A 16,800-nucleotide genomic window follows, 5' to 3' on the forward strand; every position below is an offset into this window, starting at 1 on the left:
AATGAATGCCGATAGAGAACGGGCCCATCCCCTATCCTGCAATCATAGCTTACAAATTAGTTATACTTTATGCAAGATGAAAATTCAATTATTCACCTTTATTTTTTTTGATGATTTCAGCAGCAATTGATTTTGGTACTTCTTCATAATGATCGAATGTCATTGAGAATACACCACGACCTTGTGTTGCAGAACGAAGTGTTGTTGCATAACCAAACATTTCTGCTAAAGGAACCATCGCACGAACAACTTGTGAGTTACCACGAGCATCCATACCCTCAACGCGTCCGCGACGAGAAGTAATGTTACCCATGATATCGCCAAGGTATTCTTCTGGAATTACAACTTCTACTTTCATCATTGGTTCTAAGATAACAGCGTCACATTGTTTCGAAGCTTCTTTAAGAGCCATAGATGCAGCAATTTTGAACGCCATCTCATTCGAGTCAACGTCATGGTAAGAACCGAATACTAATTTCGCTTTAATGTCGATTAGAGGGTAACCAGCTACTACACCGCGGTCAAGAGAGTCACGAAGACCTGCTTCAACTGCAGGAATGTATTCACGAGGAATTACACCACCAACGATAGCGTTTTCGAATTCAAATCCTTTACCTTCTTCATTTGGAGAGAACTCAATCGTTACATCTCCGTATTGTCCACGACCACCAGATTGGCGAGTGAATTTACCTTGAACTTTTGCAGAGCTACGGAATGTTTCACGGTAAGATACCATTGGAGCACCTACGTTAGCTTCTACTTTAAATTCACGGCGCATACGGTCAACTAAGATATCAAGGTGAAGTTCACCCATACCTGAGATGATTGTTTGTCCAGTTTCTGTGTCAGTATGAGCACGGAAAGTTGGATCCTCTTCTTGAAGTTTTTGTAAAGCTTGACCCATTTTATCTTGGTCAGCTTTTGATTTTGGTTCTACAGAAAGAGAAATTACTGGCTCAGGGAACTCCATTGATTCAAGAATAACTAGGTTCTTCTCGTCACAAAGAGTATCACCAGTAGTAGTGTCTTTAAGACCTACTGCTGCCGCGATGTCTCCAGCAAATACTTTTGAGATCTCTTCACGAGAGTTAGCGTGCATTTGTAGGATACGACCTACACGCTCACGTTTACCTTTAGAAGAGTTTTGCACGTATGAACCTGAATCTAATGTTCCAGAGTACACACGGAAGAAAGTTAATTTACCTACGAATGGGTCAGTCATAACTTTGAATGCAAGAGCTGAGAATGGCTCTGCATCAGAAGATTTACGTTCTAACTCTTCGTCACCATCTACTGAAGTACCTTTGATTGCTGGTACATCAACTGGAGATGGTAAGTAATCGATAACGGCATTTAACATTGGACGTACGCCTTTGTGTTTGAATGCTGTACCACAGATTACTGGGTAGAATTCTACTGCGATTGTAGCACGACGGATCGCCGCTTTAAGTTCCGCAACAGTAATTTCTTCGCCTTCTAAATATTTTTCCATGATTTCTTCATCAACACTTGCAACAGCGTCGATTAGTTTTTCACGGTATTCTTCAGCTTGTGCGCGGTATTCTTCAGGAATTTCTCCTTCAGTTACTGCTGTACCTTTTTCGTCGCCATAGAAAGTAGCTTTCATCTCAACTAGGTCGATGATTGCTGAGAATTGATCTTCAGCTCCGATAGGTAATTGGATAGGGTGAGCGTTTGCTTGTAAACGATCATGTAGAGTTCCTACAGAATATAAGAAATCTGCTCCTGTTTTATCCATTTTGTTAATGAATACAATACGTGGAACACCATAAGTTGTAGCTTGACGCCATACAGTTTCAGTTTGAGGCTCAACACCAGATTGAGCATCTAGTACTGTAACAGCACCGTCAAGTACACGTAATGAACGTTCTACTTCTACAGTGAAGTCTACGTGTCCAGGAGTATCGATGATGTTTACACGATGGCCTGCCCATTGGGCTGTTGTTGCAGCAGAAGTGATTGTAATACCACGCTCTTGCTCTTGCTCCATCCAGTCCATTTGAGAAGCGCCTTCATGAGTTTCACCGATTTTGTGAATCTTACCAGTGTAATAAAGGATACGCTCAGTTGTTGTTGTTTTACCAGCATCAATGTGAGCCATGATCCCAATATTACGAGTATTCTCAAGTGAGAATTCGCGTTTCATAGGAAATTTCTCCTTCCATATTGGGGTAAAGACTGTATAAGAGACCTTGTGTTAGCTAACTGGCTAACACATAGGTTAAATTACCAACGGTAGTGAGCGAATGCTTTGTTCGCTTCTGCCATTTTGTGCATGTCTTCACGTTTCTTAACTGATGCACCAGTGTTGTTAGAAGCATCAAGAATTTCGTTAGCTAAACGTTCTTCCATAGTTTTTTCACCACGAAGACGAGCATAGTTAACTAGGTAACGAAGACCTAAAGTTGTACGACGTTCTGGACGTACTTCAACCGGTACTTGGTAGTTTGAACCACCAACACGGCGAGCACGAACTTCAAGAACTGGCATTACGTTGTTTAGAGCGGCTTCGAATACTTCAATTGGATTTTCACCAGAACGTTCTTTAACAAGTTCGAACGCACCGTATAAAATCTTTTGAGAAGTACCTCTTTTACCATCAACCATCATTTTATTGATTAAACGAGTTACTAGTTTTGAACTATAAATTGGATCTGGTAACACGTCACGTTTGGAAACAGGACCTTTACGAGGCATGTGTTTTCCTCCTTTCGAATAGTTATCGATTATTTTATAAAGTTGGCCTTTTCGTATTTGTCGATCAAATATCAAATCTGCTAGCAAGATTCGATATTTGTGACAATTAGTATGAGGCTCAGTATTAAATAACGTTATTTAACGTTAAATTATTTTTTTTCTTTAGGGCGTTTTGTTCCGTATTTAGAACGTGATTGTAAACGACCGTTTACACCAGCTGTATCAAGAGCTCCACGTACGATATGGTAACGAACACCCGCTAAGTCTTTTACGCGTCCGCCACGGATAAGAACAACACTGTGCTCTTGTAAGTTGTGGCCTTCACCTGGGATATAAGCTGTAACCTCAATTTGGTTAGTTAAACGTACACGAGCGTATTTACGTAACGCTGAGTTCGGTTTACGAGGTGTCATTGTACCAACACGAGTACAAACACCGCGTTTTTGTGGTGATTTAACATCAGTTAAAGATTTTTTAAATGAGTTATATCCTTTGTTTAACGCTGGTGATTTTGATTTCGTGATTTTAGATTGACGAGGCTTACGTACTAATTGGTTAATTGTAGGCATCGATATTTCCTCCCTTCATTTATTCCTTGTTAATACCACACATCCAGGTGGTTCATTTTTTGGGTAAAAACAAAGTCTTTGTGTTTAATACACAAAAACTACTCTACAGTAATCGCAACTACCGCAGCTCCAACATGGATTCCACAGGCCTTGCCCAGTTCCTTTTTCGACTCAACAAGAATAACTGGTATACCGATTTCTCTCGCGAAAGATATGGCCGAATCGGTTACCCAATTGTCTGCATCAAGTGCCACAAGAAGTTCTTTCACTGAACCGGCTCGCATTGCTTTTACTGCTTGCTTTGTACCTATGATTGTTTGACTAGCCCTTACTTTATCATAAGACATTTTCATATCCTCCGAAGTACAGACAGTTAACTATCAACCTTCAATATATTATCATTACCAATTTACACTGTCAACTAATATCTTTAAAAAGTCCGAAGAGACGGTGAAATTCCCTCTCTTCGGTCCTATTTTAATGTCTATTCGGCAGAAACAACTTCTGTGTCAAGCTCATCTTTTTCGATGCGGATTTGACGGTAACGTTGCATACCAGTACCTGCAGGAACAAGTTTACCGATAATTACGTTCTCTTTTAATCCAAGAAGCTCGTCACGTTTACCCTTAATTGCTGCATCTGTTAACACACGTGTTGTTTCTTGGAACGATGCTGCAGATAAGAATGATTCTGTTTCAAGAGAAGCTTTTGTAATACCCAGGATAACAGGACGACAAGTTGCAGGATTTTTGCCATTCATAACAGCATCTGCATTTGCCTCTGCAAATTGGTGGATATCTAGTAATGAACCTGGTAATAAATCTGTATCTCCAGCTTCAATTACACGTACTTTACGAAGCATTTGGCGAACCATTACCTCGATATGTTTATCACCAATTTCTACCCCTTGCATACGGTATACTTTTTGAACTTCTTTTAATAAATATTCTTGAACAGTTGAAACGTCTTTGACTTTTAACAATTGTTTTGGATCGATAGAACCCTCTGTTAAAACTTGACCACGCTCTACATTATCACCTTCGATAACTTTTAAACGTGCATTATAAGGTGCTTGATACTTACGCGTTTCTACGTCACCTTGAATAGTAATTTCTTTTAAGCCTTCACGAATTTCTGTGATATCTGAAACAGTACCTGTGATTTCTGAAATAACAGATTGACCTTTTGGATTACGTGCTTCAAAGATCTCTTGGATACGTGGAAGACCTTGTGTAATATCATCTCCGGCAACCCCACCTGTATGGAATGTACGCATTGTTAATTGTGTACCTGGTTCACCGATTGATTGAGCTGCAATAATACCAACTGCCTCTCCAACCTCAACCTTTTCACCTGTTGCCAAGTTCATGCCGTAACATTTTTTACATACGCCATGTTTTGTATTACATGTAAATGCTGAACGGATTGTCACTTCCTCGATACCTGCTTCAATAATTGCACGAGCAACATCTTGGTCGATTAAACCATCTCTTCCTAAAATAACTTCACCCGTTTCAGGATGTACGATTGTTTTCTTCGTATGACGACCAACAATACGTTCATCTAGAGCTTCAATCAGTTCTGTGCCTTCCATTAATGCACCAATTGTTAAGCCACGGTCAGTACCACAGTCATCTTCACGTACAATAACATCCTGTGCAACGTCAACAAGACGACGTGTTAAGTAACCTGAATCGGCAGTTTTAAGGGCTGTATCGGCAAGACCTTTACGAGCACCGTGAGTAGAGATGAAGTACTCTAATACTGTTAAACCTTCACGGAATGAAGATTTAATTGGAAGTTCAATAATACGACCAGCCGGGTTGGCCATCAGACCACGCATACCAGCTAACTGCGTAAAGTTAGATGCGTTACCACGGGCACCTGAATCAGACATCATGAAAATTGGGTTTGTTTTCTCAAGTGACTTCATCAGTTTCGCTTGAATTTCGTCTTTCGCAGCACTCCAGCTTGAGATAACACGATCATAACGTTCATCCTCTGTAATGAAACCACGACGGAATTGCGCTTGAACTTTATCCACTTTTTCTTGAGCTACAGCTAAAATTTCACCTTTATCAGGTAATACCACGATGTCAGATACACCTACAGTAATACCAGCACGTGTTGAATATTTAAATCCTAGGTTTTTCATGCGGTCAAGCATTTTAGATGTTTCAGTAATGTGGAAACGTTTAAACACTTCAGCAATGATATTTCCTAAGAATTTTTTACGGAATGGATTTACAACTGGTACTGATGCAAAATATTTACGCAATACAGCTGTACGTTGTGCATCAATTTTCCCTTTTTCATCTAAATTATTATAAGCGCTATCTGATTCAAGCTCTTTCAGAGTATCTTCGTCAATTACTAAATTAGCGAAGTATTTCTCTGGTGTTACTTGCTCTAAGTTGAAATCAGTTGGCTCATTAATATAAGGGAATGATTTTGGCAAGATTTCGTTAAAGATTACTTTACCAACAGTTGTCAATAGGAACATATTATTTTGTTCTTCTGTGAATGTTGGGTTATTTAACGAACTTGCTTTAATCGCGATACGTGTATGCAAATGTACATGACCTGTATCATATGCAATTAAGACTTCATTTGGACCATAGAAAACAGTACCTTCACCACGAGCATCTTCACGTTCAAGTGTTAGGTAGTAGTTTCCTAATACCATATCTTGAGAAGGTGTTACAACAGGTTTACCATCTTTTGGATTCAAGATGTTTTGTGCTGCAAGCATTAGAAGACGAGCTTCTGCTTGAGCTTCTGCTGATAACGGTACGTGAACCGCCATTTGGTCACCATCGAAGTCAGCGTTATACGCTGTACATACTAATGGGTGAAGACGAATAGCACGACCTTCAACTAGTGTTGGTTCAAATGCTTGAATACCAAGACGGTGAAGCGTTGGTGCACGGTTTAGTAATACCGGATGCTCACGAATAACATCTTCTAAAACGTCCCAAACGTCATTGTTTAAACGTTCAATTTTACGCTTAGCAGATTTAATGTTATGAGCAAGACCACGCTCTACTAACTCTTTCATTACGAATGGCTTGAATAATTCGATAGCCATTTCTTTTGGTAAACCACATTGGTACATTTTTAAGTTTGGACCTACTACGATAACGGAACGACCAGAATAGTCAACACGTTTACCAAGTAAGTTTTGACGGAAACGACCTTGTTTACCTTTCAGCATATGTGAAAGTGATTTTAGTGGACGGTTACCAGGACCTGTTACAGGACGTCCGCGACGACCATTATCAATTAATGCGTCAACAGCTTCTTGTAGCATACGCTTTTCGTTTTGTACGATGATGCTTGGCGCACCTAAATCTAATAAACGTTTTAAACGATTATTACGGTTGATTACACGACGGTATAAATCGTTTAAATCGGAAGTTGCAAAACGACCACCATCTAATTGCACCATTGGACGAAGCTCTGGTGGAATAACAGGTAGAACATCTAGAATCATCCATTCAGGTGAGTTACCTGAGTTACGGAAAGATTCAACAACTTCTAGACGTTTGATAGCACGAGTACGTCTTTGACCTTGTGCAGATTTTAACTCTTCTTTTAAAGAATGTGTTTCATCCTCTAAGTCAATTTTGCTTAATAGTTTTTTGATTGCTTCTGCACCCATTGCAGCTTCGAATGTGTTGCCGAATTTTTCACGGTATGCACGGTACTCTTTTTCAGAAAGTAATTGTTTGCTTTCTAAGTTAGTAGCACCCGCATCAATCACAACATATGAAGCAAAATAAATAACTTCTTCTAATGCACGTGGTGACATATCTAGGATTAGACCCATACGGCTTGGAATACCTTTGAAGTACCAGATATGAGAAACTGGTGCTGCTAATTCGATGTGTCCCATACGTTCACGACGAACTTTAGCGCGTGTTACTTCAACGCCACAACGGTCACAAACTACGCCTTTATAGCGTACACGTTTATATTTACCACAATGACATTCCCAATCTTTAGTTGGACCAAAGATACGTTCACAGAATAAACCATCTTTTTCTGGTTTTAATGTACGGTAGTTAATTGTTTCAGGCTTTTTAACCTCACCATATGACCAAGAACGAATCTTGTCAGGGGATGCTAAACCGATTTTCATATATTCAAATTCATTAACGTCTATCAAGGAGCCTACCTCCCTCTAGTATAGGTCTTTATAAAGACTCTTTTACGCAGCTCGATAATCGCTTGCAAAGAATTGCCTCTTTGGCAAAGGATTAGAAATAGAATGATTTATTAAAAGAAAAAGCCAGGCAGGGCGTTAAATCCTGCCCGGCTAATTTGAAAAATAAGTTTGACCTTATTCACCATTGTGAATTTGGGTTTCCATTATTCAAAAGACTCTACTGGCTCTTCTTCTGTATCTGGCTGTGGTGCAATGTTAAGTGCATCAGCTGGTTGAAGATCTTCTTCTTCGTCTAAATCGCGAAGCTCTACTTCTTCATCATTAACTGTTAACATCTTAACATCCATACCAAGAGATTGAAGTTCTTTAATCAATACTTTGAATGATTCAGGAACACCTGGCTCTGGTACACTTTCACCTTTAACGATGGCTTCATATGTTTTCACACGACCAACAACGTCATCGGATTTAACCGTTAAGATTTCTTGAAGTGTATATGCAGCACCGTATGCTTCAAGTGCCCATACCTCCATCTCACCAAAACGTTGTCCACCAAATTGCGCTTTACCACCAAGTGGTTGCTGCGTAACAAGTGAATAAGGACCAGTTGAACGTGCGTGAAGTTTATCATCAACCATGTGAGCAAGTTTGATCATGTACATGATCCCAACAGATACACGGTTATCAAATGGTTCACCAGAACGTCCATCATACAGGATTGTTTTACCGTCACGGTTCATCCCTGCTTCTTCCATTGTTTCCCAAACGTCTTCTTCATTAGCACCATCAAATACTGGTGTTGCCATGTGGACGCCTAGGTAGCGAGAAGCCATACCTAAGTGTAACTCTAAAACTTGTCCGATATTCATACGAGAAGGTACACCAAGCGGATTTAACATGATATCAACAGGCGTGCCATCTGGCATGAATGGCATATCTTCTTCCGGTAAGATACGAGAGATAACCCCTTTGTTACCATGACGTCCGGCCATTTTGTCCCCAACGCGAATTTTACGTTTTTGAACAATATAAGCACGAACTAATTGGTTAACGCCTGGTGGTAATTCATCGCCATCTTCACGGTTAAATACTTTAACGTCAAGAATGATACCGCCAGCACCGTGTGGTACACGTAATGAAGTATCACGAACCTCACGAGCCTTTTCACCGAAGATTGCATGTAATAAACGCTCTTCCGCAGTTAATTCTGTAACCCCTTTAGGTGTTACTTTCCCTACCAGAATATCGCCATCACGTACTTCCGCACCAATACGGATAATACCACGTTCGTCTAGGTTACGAAGTGCATCTTCCCCAACGTTCGGAATATCGCGAGTGATTTCTTCAGGCCCAAGCTTTGTATCACGAGATTCTGATTCATATTCTTCAATATGAACAGATGTATAGACATCGTCTTTTACAAGGCGCTCGCTCATAATAACAGCATCCTCATAGTTAAAGCCGTTCCAAGTCATGAATGCAACAAGTACGTTACGTCCAAGAGCCAGTTCTCCTCTTTCCATTGATGGACCGTCTGCTAAAATATCACGAGGCTTCACACGCTCGCCAACTTTTACAAGTGGACGTTGGTTATATGAAGTACCTTGGTTTGAACGAATGAATTTTTGTAATTTATATTTTGTTAAATCGCCTTTAACCTCTTTGCCGTCTACAACTTCAATGCGACGAACATGGATAGAGCGAGCCTCTACGTGCTCAACAATACCATCGTATTTCGCTACAACAGCTGCACCTGAATCACGCGCATCAACATGTTCCATACCCGTACCAACGAATGGTGCTTCTGGGTTAAGAAGTGGAACTGCTTGACGTTGCATGTTGGCACCCATAAGTGCACGGTTAGAGTCATCGTTTTCTAAGAACGGGATACAGGCAGTCGCAGCAGAAACTACTTGTTTAGGAGATACGTCCATGTAGTCCATTTGAGCTTTATTGAATACTGTGTTATCCCCACGGAAACGACCTACTACTTCTTCATTAGTAAATGTACCATCTGGATTTAATAGCGAGTTTGCTTGTGCTACATAGTAGTTATCTTCTTCATCAGCTGTTAAATAATCAATTTGATCCGTTACTCGGCCTGTTTCGTGATCAATACGACGATAAGGCGTTTCGATGAATCCAAATTTATTGACTTTGGCAAATGAAGATAATGAGTTGATTAAACCAATGTTTGGACCCTCAGGTGTCTCGATTGGACACATACGACCGTAGTGAGAGTAGTGAACGTCACGCACTTCAAAACCAGCACGCTCACGTGTTAAACCACCAGGCCCTAATGCAGATAAACGACGTTTATGTGTTAACTCTGCTAGAGGGTTTGTTTGGTCCATGAATTGAGATAATTGAGAGCTACCGAAGAACTCTTTAATAGACGCAATTACAGGACGAATATTAATTAATTGTTGCGGTACGATTGCAGCTGTGTCGTTAATGGACATACGCTCACGTACTACACGTTCCATACGAGATAAACCGATACGGAATTGGTTTTGTAGTAACTCACCTACTGAACGTAGACGACGGTTACCTAAATGGTCAATATCATCTGTTGCGCCTACTTGGTAAAGTAAGTTGAAGAAATAGCTTACTGAAGATAAAACGTCAGCTGGTGTAATATTCTTCACTTCTTCATCAATGTACGCATTACTGATGATATTAATTTCTTTTTGTGCTTCATCTTTCGGTGCATAAATCTTAATAGATTGGATTGTTACATCGTCCTCAAGCACGCCACCAACTTGCGATAAAGTACGGTAACCAATACCTTTTGATGAATCTTCTAGGTAAGGTAGAATTTTATCTAAAGTACGACGGTCAAGCACTGTACCCTTTTCTACTAAAATTTCGCCTGTTTCAGGATCTACAAGCGTTTCAGCAATCGTTTGGTTAAATAAACGATTTTTAATATGAAGCTTTTTATTCATTTTGTAGCGACCAACATTCGCTAAATCATAACGTTTTGCATCGAAGAAACGAGAGTACAATAAACTCTTCGCACTTTCTACTGTTGGAGGCTCACCTGGACGTAAACGTTCATAGATTTCTAAAAGTGCTTTTTCTGTACTTTCAGAGTTATCTTTTTCTAACGTATTACGTAAATACTCGTTATCACCGATAATATCGATAATTTCTTGGTCTGAACCGAAGCCTAGTGCACGTAGTAACACTGTTACTGGTAGCTTACGAGTACGATCGATACGCACATAAACTACGTCTTTTGCATCAGTTTCATACTCTAACCATGCACCACGGTTTGGAATCACTGTTGCGCCGAAACCTTTTTTACCGTTTTTATCAGTTTTATCATGGAAATACACACTTGGTGAACGAACTAATTGTGAAACGATAACACGTTCAGCACCATTGATAATGAACGTACCTGTTTCTGTCATTAATGGGAAGTCACCCATGAAGACATCTTGTTCTTTCACTTCGTCTGTTTCTTTGTTGTAAAGACGTACTTTCACACGTAATGGAGCTGCGTAAGTAACATCTCGCTCTTTACATTCATCAACATCATACTTAGGCTCACCTAATGAATAATCGATGAATTCTAATGAAAGATTACCTGTAAAGTCCTCGATCGGCGAAATGTCACGGAACATTTCACGTAAACCTTCTTCAAGGAACCACTCGTAAGACGCCGTTTGAATCTCAATCAGATTTGGAAGCTCAAGCACCTCTTTAATACGCGCAAAGCTTCTACGCTGGCGGTGTTGTCCGTACTGAACTAGTTGACCTGTCAACTCATTCACCCCTCAATAAAGCGATATTAGGTCTTTGCAAAATCATACAAATAGTGTATGATTTCGAAAGACAAAAAGAAAACGAGTCTTCAAAAAGATCTCATTTTCGGTTAACTAAACTTATCTTGGCAAGTATACCCATATAAAAACATTTCTATACAAAAGGGCATACGACCTCAAAATAATATTTTTGCATTGTATCATATTATCATAGCCGATTTGTCAAGTCAATAAATTATACATATTTCATTTATTTTTTTGCGCGTACTATCCAGTACCCTTTTTTCTTCTCGACAATATCGACTTCTGAAAATTTTTCTTCTAGGTAACTTACTGTCGATGGTGCTCCTTGTTTCTTCTGGATGACTACCCAAAGCTCACCCGAAGGCACTAGTCGATCATAAGCTCCATCGTAAAAGCGGAAAATCGTTTCCTTCCCTGCACGAATTGGTGGATTCGTTAAGATAGCTGCAGCTTCTACATCTGTATCAACCATCGATAGGCCGTCACTCACAAATATTCGCACATTTTGAACACCGTTCACTTGCGCATTTTTCTGCGAAAGTGTAACTGCGCGTTCATTTATATCCATCATATAAACGGTACGGTCTGGATTCGCTTTGGCAATCGATAATCCTATCGGCCCATATCCACAACCTACATCCAATATCGCACCATTAATATTAGGCATTTTAAAAGCGTCTATTAAAACACGGGATCCAAAATCTACTTCGCTTTTACTAAATACACCTGCATCCGTTTCAAACGAAAACGAATGCCCTAGTAACTTGAATGTCCAGTGACGAGGTTTACTCTCAGTTTGAGGCTTACTTGTATAATAATGATCTGACATTTTCATGCCTCCTCAGAATGAAGAAAAAAGCTCGCCAAAATGACGAGCTTTCCTTTTGTTAAAAAGTAATACGAGATTACTTAACTTCTACAGATGCGCCAACTTCTTCAAGTTTAGCTTTGATTTCTTCAGCTTCATCTTTAGAAACGCCTTCTTTAAGAGCTTTAGGAGCGTTATCTACTACTTCTTTAGCTTCTTTAAGACCTAAACCAGTGATTTCACGAACCACTTTGATTACTTTGATTTTTTCTGCACCAGCAGATGCTAATACTACGTCAAATTCAGTTTTTTCTTCAGCTGCAGCAGCACCGCCAGCAACTACTGCTACAGGAGCAGCAGCTGTTACACCGAATTCTTCTTCGATTGCTTTTACTAAATCGTTTAATTCAAGAACTGTCATAGCTTTGATAGCTTCTAAGATTTGCTCTTTATTCATTATAATTTCCTCCTAATTGGATAATGTTTTATTTTTTTGCGATCAGGCCGCAGAAGTCTGAGTGCGTATTAAATTACGCGCCTTGTTCTTCTTTTTGTTCTGCAACAGCTTTTGTTGCAAGTGCGAAGTTACGCACTGGAGCTTGAAGTACAGATAAAAGCATAGAAAGTAGACCTTCGCGTGATGGAAGTTCTGCAAGTGCTTTAACATCTTCAACAGAAGAGATTGTACCTTCAATAATACCCGCTTTAATTTCTAAAGCTTCGTTTTTCTTAGCGAACTCGTTGATGATTTTAGCAGGCGCTACAACATCTTCATTTGAGAACGCAATTGCGTTAGGACCAACTAATACGTCGTTGATTCCTTCAAGACCAGCAGCCTCAGCAGCACGACGAGTTAAAGTATTTTTGTAAACTTTGAACTCAACGCCAGCTTCACGAAGTTGTTTACGAAGCTCAGTTACTTGTGCAACATTAAGACCACGGTAATCCACAACTACTACAGAAGCAGCGCCTTGGAATTTTTCAGTAATCTCTTGAACTTGTACTTGTTTGTTTTCGATTGCTTTGCTCATGATGACACCTCCTATTAGAATGGGTCATTTATACCGACAAAAGAAAAGCCTCTGGGTCAAATAGACGCAGAGGCTGAAAGTCATCATCTTTAAAATAAGAATCTGAATTCCGATGTCCTCGGTAGGATCATTAAGTGACAAGTCACCCCTACTGTCTACGGTACAAATGGATAATTCACAACAGCAACTATAATATCATGTATACTCACTGTCGTCAACACATATATATAAATTATTTTACTACTACGTTAGAAGCGTCAACTTTAATAGCTGGGCCCATTGTAGTTGTAACATTTACAGATTTCATGTAAGTACCTTTAGCTGCAGCAGGTTTTGCTTTTTGCACTACATCAAAAACAGCTAAGAAGTTTTCTACTAATTTTTCTGCTGAGAAAGAAACTTTACCGATAGGAGCGTGGATGATACCAGCTTTATCAGCACGGTATTCTACTTTACCAGCTTTGATTTCTTCGATCGCTTTTGTTACATCGAAAGTAACTGTACCAGTTTTAGGGTTTGGCATTAAACCTTTAGGTCCTAATACACGACCAAGTTTACCAACTTCGCCCATCATGTCAGGAGTTGCTACGATTACATCGAAATCAAACCAACCTTGTTGGATTTTTTGGATGTATTCTGCATCGCCTACATAGTCAGCACCAGCTGCTTCAGCTTCTTTAAGTTTCTCACCTTTTGCGAATACTAATACACGTTGAGTTTTACCAGTACCGTTTGGTAGCACTACTGCACCACGGATTTGTTGGTCGTTTTTACGAGTATCAATACCTAGACGGAAAGCAACTTCTACAGTAGCGTCGAAGTTAACTGTGCTAGTTTTTTGAGCAAGTTCGATTGCTTCTTGTGCACTATATAGTGAGTTACGATCAATTAATTTTACTGCATCTTGCAGTTTTTTACCTTTTTTAGCCATTATATATTTCCTCCTTGATTGTGGTTATAGCGGATTTTACCTCCCACGAATAAAGGTTGCGTGTTCACAAAGAAACTTCGCAACCTTCCAAAAAACAAAACATCAAGTAAATGGGATTAGTCTTCGATAACAATACCCATGCTTCGTGCAGTACCTTCAACCATTAACATAGCAGCTTCCACTGAAGCAGCGTTAAGGTCTGGCATTTTAGTTTCAGCGATTTCGCGAACTTTATCACGCTTAACCGTTGCCACTTTTTTACGATTTGGTTCACCAGATCCTGATTGGATACCAGCTGCTACTTTAAGTAACACTGCTGCAGGTGGAGTTTTTGTAATGAAAGTGAAAGAACGGTCCTCGAATACTGAAATTTCAACTGGAATAATAAGACCAGCTTGATCAGCAGTACGCGCATTGAATTCTTTACAGAATCCCATGATGTTCACACCCGCTTGACCTAATGCAGGACCAACCGGTGGAGCTGGGTTAGCTTTACCAGCAGGGATTTGAAGTTTTACAACTTTAATAACTTTTTTAGCCACGAGACACACCTCCTTAAGTCCGTGATGTGGTAATTGGGTTGCCCCTCCCACTCAATATCTGTCTGTCAGCTAAGTGCCGATAACATTAAAATTATCAATACAGACGTCAACTAAAAGTATGACAGTCTGACCTATGAAATGATACCACTTTTAATTTTTTTAAGCAAGTAGTAATTAACAAAATCTGCGAAACATCTACCAATTGACATGTCATAGATCAATTACTGGAACTATAATTTTTGAATTTGTTCGAAATCTAGCTCCATAATTGTTTCGCGACCAAACATATCAACCGACACTTTTATTTTTCCTTTTTCCGTGTCAATTTCCTCAACACGCCCTTGGAAATGAGCGAACGGCCCTTCTAATACTTCAACAGCCTCACCAACAGTTATATCAACTTCTACAACCTTATCAGTCATACCCATTTGTTGTAGTAGACGATCTGCTTCCTCTGGTAGTAAAGGTGTTGGTTTTGCTCCTCCACCTGATGAGCCGATAAAGCCAGTAACGCCTGGCGTATTTCGTACTACATACCAAGAATCGTCTGTCATAATTAACTCAACTAACACATAACCAGGGAAAACTTTGCGCATCATCGTGCGCTTTTTCCCATCTTTCATTTCTGTTTCCTCGTGCTCAGGAACAATTACACGGAAGATTTTATCTTGCATTCCCATTGTTTCTACACGTTTTTCTAGGTTTGCTTTTACACGGTTTTCATACCCTGAATACGTATGAACAACATACCAATTTTTCTCCATAACTACTAGGACTCCTCGTCCGTCCCTCCCTTACAAATAAAAGTGAAAATGAATCGCGATATGCTAAACGCATTCTTACTCTTTTCACAAACATCTCATTAGAAAAATATAGCTTTCGCTAATAGCCAGCGAAAGCCCGATGATATATACCGAAACTAGCATAGTCATCAATCACTACTATCATACTCTCCTAGTAGCATCCTTATCATCATGAGCGTATTTTACTGACCTTCACTTCACCATGTCATCAAACCAATAGATAAAGTTTTCTGCTGAATGAAGATAAAACAAACGAAAAAACCCGTTATTACAATGGACGGGCTATTTCAAAAATATGCTATTTACTAAATTATAAATCTAAGTACCAGCGGAATAATGATGAAACACCTAAGTCAACTAATACAAAAAATAAAGCCATAATGACAACAGTTGAAATTACAACGACTGTATATTTCGTTAGTTCTTTACTTTTTGGCCAGCTTGTTTTGCGCATTTCAGACATTACATCACTTAAAAAGCCTTTGATCTTGCCCATTCTAGCTTAACCTCCGAATCAATCATATCTGTCTATTTACATATCATTTTATAGCGTTTGTTTATGCATTGTATGTTCATTGCAATGCGAGCAAAATTTCTTTAATTCGAGACGTACAGTTGAACCTTCTTTAGCTGGGAACGTGTAATTTCTCGACCCGCATTTCTCGCAATTTAGCACGACTTTTTTTGCCATATACTCACCTTTTTCGGCACTTTGTCTTTTTAAGACTAACACCTATATTTGTCAATGTCAATAAAGGCCTATATGGACTAAGACATTTCCTCAAGGACCAAATGTCGCTCTAATTTACGCTTGACCCGCTGCAATGCATTATCAATCGATTTCACATGGCGATTTAATTTCTCAGAAATTTCATGATAAGACTGACCATCTAAATATAAAGCTAAAACTTGTAGTTCTAATTCACTTAAAATCTCACTCATTTTTTCTTCTAAATAGCCGAACTCTTCTCTATGAATCATCAATTCTTCTGGATCGTCCATAATAGCACCTGTTAGCACATCCATTAGCGTTCGGTCTGACTCTTCATCAAATATAGGCTTGTCCAAAGAGATATAGGAGTTTAGTGGAATATGCTTTTGCCTAGTAGCTGTTTTAATCGCCGTGATGATCTGCCTTGTAATACACAGCTCTGCAAAAGCCCTAAAAGAAGCCAGTTTATCGCCTTTAAAATCACGAATCGCTTTATATAAACCGATCATACCCTCTTGCACGATGTCTTCCTTATCTGCTCCAATTAAGAAATAGGACCTTGCCTTTGCTCTTACTAACAAACGGTATTTCGTAATTAAGTAATCCAACGCATCTGTATTACCTTGATGCACCATTTCAATAAGTTCTTCATCATTGAATCGTTCAAAATCTTGTGTCACTTGTACAATGCTATTTTTAAACATGGTATCACCTCAGCCACAAC

Annotated in this window: 15 protein-coding genes and 1 other annotated feature; all 15 genes read right to left on the reverse strand. The window is 39.4% G+C overall.

Annotated features, from left to right (window positions below; translation table 11 throughout):
• Positions 1-88: 88 nt before the first annotated feature.
• The 15 genes from fusA to sigH all read right to left on the reverse strand — a co-directional run bounded on the left by fusA (position 89) and on the right by sigH (position 16,780).
• Entirely contained in the window at positions 89-2,167 is a 2,079-nt protein-coding gene (gene fusA, locus MHI04_RS21730) for an elongation factor G (protein WP_036123709.1), read from the reverse strand.
• Positions 2,168-2,247: 80 nt separating this feature from the next.
• The gene (gene rpsG / locus MHI04_RS21735; RefSeq protein ID WP_036123710.1) at positions 2,248-2,718 is read right to left on the reverse strand and encodes a 30S ribosomal protein S7; all 471 of its coding nucleotides are present in this window, start codon (positions 2,716-2,718) and stop codon (positions 2,248-2,250) included.
• 149 nt (positions 2,719-2,867) lie between these two features.
• The gene (gene rpsL, locus MHI04_RS21740) at positions 2,868-3,287 is read right to left on the reverse strand and encodes a 30S ribosomal protein S12 (RefSeq protein ID WP_010860613.1); all 420 of its coding nucleotides are present in this window, start codon (positions 3,285-3,287) and stop codon (positions 2,868-2,870) included.
• Between the two features lie 98 nt (positions 3,288-3,385).
• On the reverse strand, positions 3,386-3,634 hold the full coding sequence (locus tag MHI04_RS21745; protein WP_036123715.1) for a ribosomal L7Ae/L30e/S12e/Gadd45 family protein: 249 nt from the start codon (positions 3,632-3,634) through the stop codon (positions 3,386-3,388).
• 137 nt (positions 3,635-3,771) lie between these two features.
• On the reverse strand, positions 3,772-7,455 hold the full coding sequence (rpoC, locus tag MHI04_RS21750; RefSeq protein ID WP_058845122.1) for a DNA-directed RNA polymerase subunit beta': 3,684 nt from the start codon (positions 7,453-7,455) through the stop codon (positions 3,772-3,774).
• Positions 7,456-7,658: 203 nt separating this feature from the next.
• Positions 7,659-11,234: a DNA-directed RNA polymerase subunit beta gene (gene rpoB, locus MHI04_RS21755; protein ID WP_170829859.1), complete on the reverse strand. Its 3,576-nt coding sequence runs from the start codon at positions 11,232-11,234 to the stop codon at positions 7,659-7,661.
• 241 nt (positions 11,235-11,475) lie between these two features.
• A complete protein-coding gene (locus MHI04_RS21760; RefSeq protein ID WP_058845123.1) occupies positions 11,476-12,078 on the reverse strand; it encodes a class I SAM-dependent methyltransferase in 603 nt (200 codons plus the stop codon).
• Positions 12,079-12,154: 76 nt separating this feature from the next.
• Positions 12,155-12,514, reverse strand: a complete 360-nt coding sequence (rplL, locus tag MHI04_RS21765) for a 50S ribosomal protein L7/L12 (RefSeq protein WP_004233598.1) — start codon at positions 12,512-12,514, stop codon at positions 12,155-12,157.
• A 73-nt stretch (positions 12,515-12,587) separates the two neighbouring features.
• Positions 12,588-13,088, reverse strand: a complete 501-nt coding sequence (rplJ, locus tag MHI04_RS21770; RefSeq protein ID WP_004233596.1) for a 50S ribosomal protein L10 — start codon at positions 13,086-13,088, stop codon at positions 12,588-12,590.
• Between the two features lie 32 nt (positions 13,089-13,120).
• Positions 13,121-13,267: a sequence feature (ribosomal protein L10 leader region), on the reverse strand.
• Positions 13,268-13,320: 53 nt separating this feature from the next.
• Entirely contained in the window at positions 13,321-14,019 is a 699-nt protein-coding gene (rplA, locus tag MHI04_RS21775; RefSeq protein WP_036123728.1) for a 50S ribosomal protein L1, read from the reverse strand.
• 116 nt (positions 14,020-14,135) lie between these two features.
• Positions 14,136-14,561, reverse strand: a complete 426-nt coding sequence (gene rplK, locus MHI04_RS21780; protein ID WP_004233593.1) for a 50S ribosomal protein L11 — start codon at positions 14,559-14,561, stop codon at positions 14,136-14,138.
• Positions 14,562-14,791: 230 nt separating this feature from the next.
• Positions 14,792-15,325, reverse strand: coding sequence for a transcription termination/antitermination protein NusG (gene nusG / locus MHI04_RS21785; RefSeq protein ID WP_036123731.1), 534 nt, complete (start codon positions 15,323-15,325; stop codon positions 14,792-14,794).
• Between the two features lie 349 nt (positions 15,326-15,674).
• Positions 15,675-15,860, reverse strand: a complete 186-nt coding sequence (gene secE, locus MHI04_RS21790; RefSeq protein WP_036123733.1) for a preprotein translocase subunit SecE — start codon at positions 15,858-15,860, stop codon at positions 15,675-15,677.
• A 48-nt stretch (positions 15,861-15,908) separates the two neighbouring features.
• Entirely contained in the window at positions 15,909-16,055 is a 147-nt protein-coding gene (rpmG, locus tag MHI04_RS21795) for a 50S ribosomal protein L33 (RefSeq protein WP_004233588.1), read from the reverse strand.
• A 77-nt stretch (positions 16,056-16,132) separates the two neighbouring features.
• Positions 16,133-16,780 (reverse strand): RNA polymerase sporulation sigma factor SigH, encoded by a 648-nt coding sequence (gene sigH, locus MHI04_RS21800; RefSeq protein WP_036123738.1) that lies wholly within the window; start codon positions 16,778-16,780, stop codon positions 16,133-16,135.
• Positions 16,781-16,800: the final 20 nt, after the last annotated feature.

The sequence above is a fragment of the Lysinibacillus sp. FSL K6-1151 genome, from assembly GCF_038630755.1.
Classification (GTDB): domain Bacteria; phylum Bacillota; class Bacilli; order Bacillales_A; family Planococcaceae; genus Lysinibacillus; species Lysinibacillus fusiformis_D.